Raw genomic sequence first — 4,172 nt, 5'->3', positions numbered from 1 at the left:
GGTTCGCGTTCGTCGCGAGGACCACTTCGCGGATGGGCATCCCCATCCGCCGCGCCCACAGGGCCGCCAGCGCGTTGCCCAGGTTGCCCGTCGGCACGACGAAGCCGGGCGCGCGCCCATGGCGGCGGACGTACTCGCGGCTGGCCCACGCGTAGTACGCCATCTGCGGCGGCAGCCGGCCGATGCTGATGCTGTTGGCGGACGACAGGCGTCGGGCGGCGCGGAGCTCGTCATCCGCCATGGCGGCCTTGACCAGGCGCTGGCAGTCGTCGAACGCGCCGCGGACGGCGAACGCGCGCACGTTGCCGCCCCACGTGGTCAGCTGCTTCTCCTGCCGCGGCGACACCATGCCGGCGGGATACAGCACGGCCACTTCCACCCCCGGCCGGCCGTGGAACGCCGCCGCCACCGCGCCGCCCGTGTCGCCCGAGGTGGCGACGAGGATGGTGAGCGGCCGCGCGTCCTCCCCGCCGATGCGCGACATGGTGGCGGCCAGAAAGCGCGCGCCCACGTCCTTGAACGCGGCCGTGGGCCCGTGGAACAGCTCCAGGACGGCGGTCCCGCCGCGCAGCTCCTTGAGGGGCACGGGAAAGGTGAACGCCTCGCGGCAGATGTCGCCCAGCGCGTCCTCCAGCGCGTCGCCCGCGAAGAAGGGCGCCAGCAGGCGCGCGGCGACGTCGGGGAGCGTGTCCGCGCCGTCGAGGGCGCCGGGCGCGAGCTCGGGAAACTGCGCGGGGACGTACAGGCCGCCGTCCGGTGCCAGCCCGCGCTCCACCGCCTGCGACAGCGTCGCCGCCGCCCCGCCACCCCGCGTGCTGACGTATTTCATCCGGTCCAGGTTGGTTCTACAGATTCGGCAGGCTTCTCCCGCCGGGTGAGTGCCCCCCTCCCCCCGCCCTCTCTCCCCCGCGGAGCGGGGGGAGGGGGAGAACTGAACGTACGACACAGGCTGCCGTCCCTCCCTGACCCACCTCCCTCCCCCACGCAGTTTGTGGGGGAGGGTCGGGGAGGGGGGCGCTCCGCGTTCCGACGGTCCTGTGCCACGGTCGAGGAACGCCCGTTCTCCGCATCCGCCTCTCCGCATCCGCCTAACGCCTCCCAATCCGCCCCTACTCCACCGCCTCCAGCCGCGCGCCGGGCCCGCCCACCTTGCACGTCCACCCCTCGCACGCGACGCCGGCGCGGGTGAATGCGCCCGTCATCGCCGCGCAGACGGGATCGGCCACGGCCGCGTCGCACCAGGCGAACAGGCTGGGACCGCCGCCGGAGATGGAGCAGCCCAGCGCGCCCGCCTCCATCGCCGCCGCCTTGACCTGCGCGAAGCCGGGGATGAGCGGCGCGCGGTGCGGCTCCACGATCACGTCCGCCAGCGACCGGCCGATGAGCGCCAGGTCGCCCGCGCAGCACCCCGCGATCACCCCCGCCAGGTTGGCCGTCTGGCGGATGACGTCGTGCAGGGGCACCGTCTTCGGCAGCACGGCGCGGGCCTCGCGCGTGTCCAGGCGCTGGCGCGGCAGCACCATCACGCAGCGTAGCGCGGGCGGTACGGGCAGGCGCACGACGTCCGGCGGATCGGCGGAGCGCACGAGGACGAGGCCGCCGAAGAGCGACGGCGCCACGTTGTCGCCGTGCAGGGCGCCGCTGGCGATCATCTCGCCCGCCAGCGCGTACGGCATCAGCGCCTCCGTGGGCAGGGGCGTGGGCAGCAGCGCGTTGGCCGCCACGACGGCGGCCACGGCGGACGCCGCCGATCCGCCGATGCCGGAGCCCAGCGGGATGCCCTTGTCGATGGCGACCTCCAGCCCCAGCTCCGGCGCGTGGTCCGCCAGCAGGCGCTGGATGGCGCCGCCGGCCGTGTTGGCGGCGGGGTCCGTCGGCAGCGGGCCGGCGCGGCCCGTGACGGCGCCCATGACCACGCCGGGCACGGCGCGGCGGGTGACCGTCACGCGGTCGCCCGCGGGGCCCACGGGGTGGCCCAGGATGTCGAAGCCCACGGCCAGGTTGCTGGTGCTGGCCGGCGCGAAGGCCACGGCGCGGGATGGAGGGGTCAAAGCCGGCTCCCAGGTACGATGCAAGGCGAAGCAGGTTCGCTAACACGCCGCCGGCCGCCACCTGCGGCCCGGCGCCGGGCCCCTGCACGATGAGCGGGTGGGGCGCGTGGCGGGGTGACAACCTCGCGCGCCGCGTGAGCGTACGAAAGGTCATCCGCGCGAGGAGCCCCTGCGACGCGACGATGGCGGCTCATCCGCCGGTCGCGCGCAGCGGGCGAACGGTGCCGTGGTGCGCGCCCGCCTGCCCGCAGAGCTCCGCGAACTGACGCGAACGAACGTGCCCCGGCGCAATTCCTGGCGCCGGGGCACTTCGCTCGGGATTCCGCGGGCGCGTTCAGCTCCGCGTGACCGTCCGCAGCCCCGCTTCGGTAGAGGCGTCGTCGTCGAACAGCGGCTGCATACGGGTGAGACAGCCGGCGCAGAGGCCGTGGGTGATGGCGGGCATGCGCGCGCCGCAGAACATGCCCAGGCGCGCGGCCCCTTCCGCCGTGGGCAGCCAGGTGCCGTCCGCCATGCGGATGTGGTTGCACCAGCTGCACATGCAGCTCATGGCCCCCTCGTGGGGCTCCGGGCGCGGGGCGGGCGGACCGGCCAGGGGAAGCTCGTAGCGCAGGCGGGTGGTGATCCGCACGCGGCCACCGGGGACGGACGCCACGCGGAACTGCATGTGGCGCTCGGCCGTGGGGCTGTCGCAGCGGAACGGCACCTCCACCGCCGCGCCGGACGCGCGGACGCCGGTGATGATGCGTCGCAGCACGTGGACCTGCTCGATGCCGTCCAGCAGCGTCCACAGCGACTGGCCCAGCACGCCCGGGCCCGCGGCGGCCGCCGCGCTGCCCGGCCCGAACGAGACCCACTCGCCGCTGACCGCCGCGACGTGGTCCTGCGCATCCAGCTCGTACCACCACGTTCCCGTATCGGGCACGCTACCGCTCCCCGTTTCGCGAATCGCGTTCACTTTGCCACGCGCGCAACAATGTAGTGAATCAGCCGCAAATGCGGGAGCGGCACTTTGCCCTACATTGTAACAGGAAGGAAAACAACAGGTTGGCTGTGGCGTGGCGGCGAAGCCGGGCGCGAGCGGCCGGGAACGCCCCGGACAGGAAGTGGACGGATCGGGACCTCCCCCGTCGCGCGGGGGAGGTGAGAAACCGCGGTCCGCTCAGCCCAGGGCGGGGGCGGGCTCGCGGGCGGGCGCCGCGGGGCGGATACCGTACGCCGCGGCCAGCATGAGGCTGGAGACGACAACGTGCGGCAGGTTGAGCATGATGTCGTCCTTCCAGGGCAGGTCGTTCACGAAGCCGTTCAGCAGGTAGAACGTGGCATCCAGCGCGTAGTACGAGCCGAACGTGACCAGGAACAGGCGGCTGGCGCGCTCGGAGTGCAGCGCCGCCGCGAACGCCAGCAGGGCCGTGAGCCCGTGCGTGATGTCGTCGATGGCGCTGATGGCGAACGCGTTGAACATCATGCGCTCGTGGCCCGCGTGCGGCGAGATGCCGGGAATCCACCCCAGCACCACGACGATGGTCCCGAACAATCCCGCCCCGAACGCCACTTTTCTCAGCATGTGTGCTCCTGGTGTGATTTGACTGCTCTCATCCGGGCGAGGGACGGATCGCGGCGGCCGCGGAGCGCCCCCCATCCCCGACCCTTCCCCCATAAACTGCATGGGGGAAGGGAGAACTGCGTCGCGCGCCGGGCGCGTACGGTTGGGCTGCGTGTCCCTCGCCCGCGGAGGGCCCCCTCCCCCTGACCCCCTGCCCCCGCTTCGCCGGGGAGGGGAGAACTACTCGATTTCGCCAGTCTGCCTGATTTCCTGAGGGAGGCGCCGCGCGATCCCGCCCGTGCACGGATCCGTGGCGCCGACCGAAGGATCTCCTCGCCCGTGCTGAGCCTCCGCCGCGCGGCACGAGCCCGGCCCGGCATCCGTCCGCGACGCGCCTGTCGCGCGGGGGCCGGCAAGATCCTTCGGGGCCACGTGCGTCCAGCGCGGTCGAGGCCTGCGAGGGCCCCTCAGGCAGACAAATCCGGCGCAGCGCCTGCCGACGCGCCCGGGTGCCCGTTCGAAGTATATACCCTCTCCCGCGCAGTTTGCGGGAGAGGGTGCGAGCGACAGCGAGC

General features: G+C 73.4%; 4 protein-coding genes. All 4 read right to left on the bottom strand.

Features of this window, described 5'->3' with window-relative positions; translation table 11 throughout:
* Positions 1 to 829 (bottom strand): pyridoxal-phosphate dependent enzyme (locus tag VFZ20_RS06550; protein WP_329683039.1); only part of this gene is annotated, 829 nt, incomplete at its 3' end.
* A 280-nt stretch (positions 830 to 1,109) separates the two neighbouring features.
* Positions 1,110 to 2,051, bottom strand: a complete 942-nt coding sequence (locus tag VFZ20_RS06545; protein WP_329683038.1) for a homoserine kinase — start codon at positions 2,049 to 2,051, stop codon at positions 1,110 to 1,112.
* Between the two features lie 334 nt (positions 2,052 to 2,385).
* Entirely contained in the window at positions 2,386 to 2,976 is a 591-nt protein-coding gene (locus VFZ20_RS06540) for a hypothetical protein (protein WP_329683037.1), read from the bottom strand.
* Between the two features lie 237 nt (positions 2,977 to 3,213).
* Positions 3,214 to 3,618: a hypothetical protein gene (locus VFZ20_RS06535; protein ID WP_329683036.1), complete on the bottom strand. Its 405-nt coding sequence runs from the start codon at positions 3,616 to 3,618 to the stop codon at positions 3,214 to 3,216.
* Positions 3,619 to 4,172 lie beyond the last annotated feature (554 nt).

Source organism: Longimicrobium sp., assembly GCF_036280135.1.
GTDB lineage: Bacteria > Gemmatimonadota > Gemmatimonadetes > Longimicrobiales > Longimicrobiaceae > Longimicrobium.
Note: the sequence above shows the minus strand (reverse complement) of the source record. Positions and strands in the feature narration are given on the sequence as shown.

What these genes read in the sequence shown, in the direction of transcription:
- VFZ20_RS06535 (WP_329683036.1), bottom strand. Translation starts at nt 3,618, where the DNA reads ATGCTGAGAAAAGTGGCGTTCGGGGCGGGATTGTTCGGGACCATCGTC.